Annotated in this window: 1 pseudogene; it reads right to left on the reverse strand. The window is 60.3% G+C overall.

Annotation, left to right across the window (positions count from 1 at the left end):
* A pseudogene (locus tag ACPUD7_RS17985) lies at positions 1-237 on the reverse strand (IS256 family transposase); the annotation flags it as partial.

Genomic DNA, 237 nt, shown 5'->3' on the forward strand with positions numbered 1-237 from the left:
ATCGATGTTCAGTCCTCGATGGGCTCGGAGGAAGTCCTTGATCGCTTTGTTCGGGCCGCCCTCTAATGGGTTCGTAGTCTTCGCGATCGTGTAGTCGTCTTCGGCTAGTTCTAGCCACGTGAACAGTTGCCGGTCGCGGAGGAGTCCTGTCAGCAGGTTGTGGGCTCGACGGGTCCGAAGATGCGTGTACCACCAGCGCTGTCCCGGCTTCACGTGTGCCGGTCGGGGTGTTCCTGG

This window comes from Brevibacterium sp. FAM 24630 (assembly GCF_049804075.1).
Classification (GTDB): Bacteria; Actinomycetota; Actinomycetes; order Actinomycetales; family Brevibacteriaceae; genus Brevibacterium.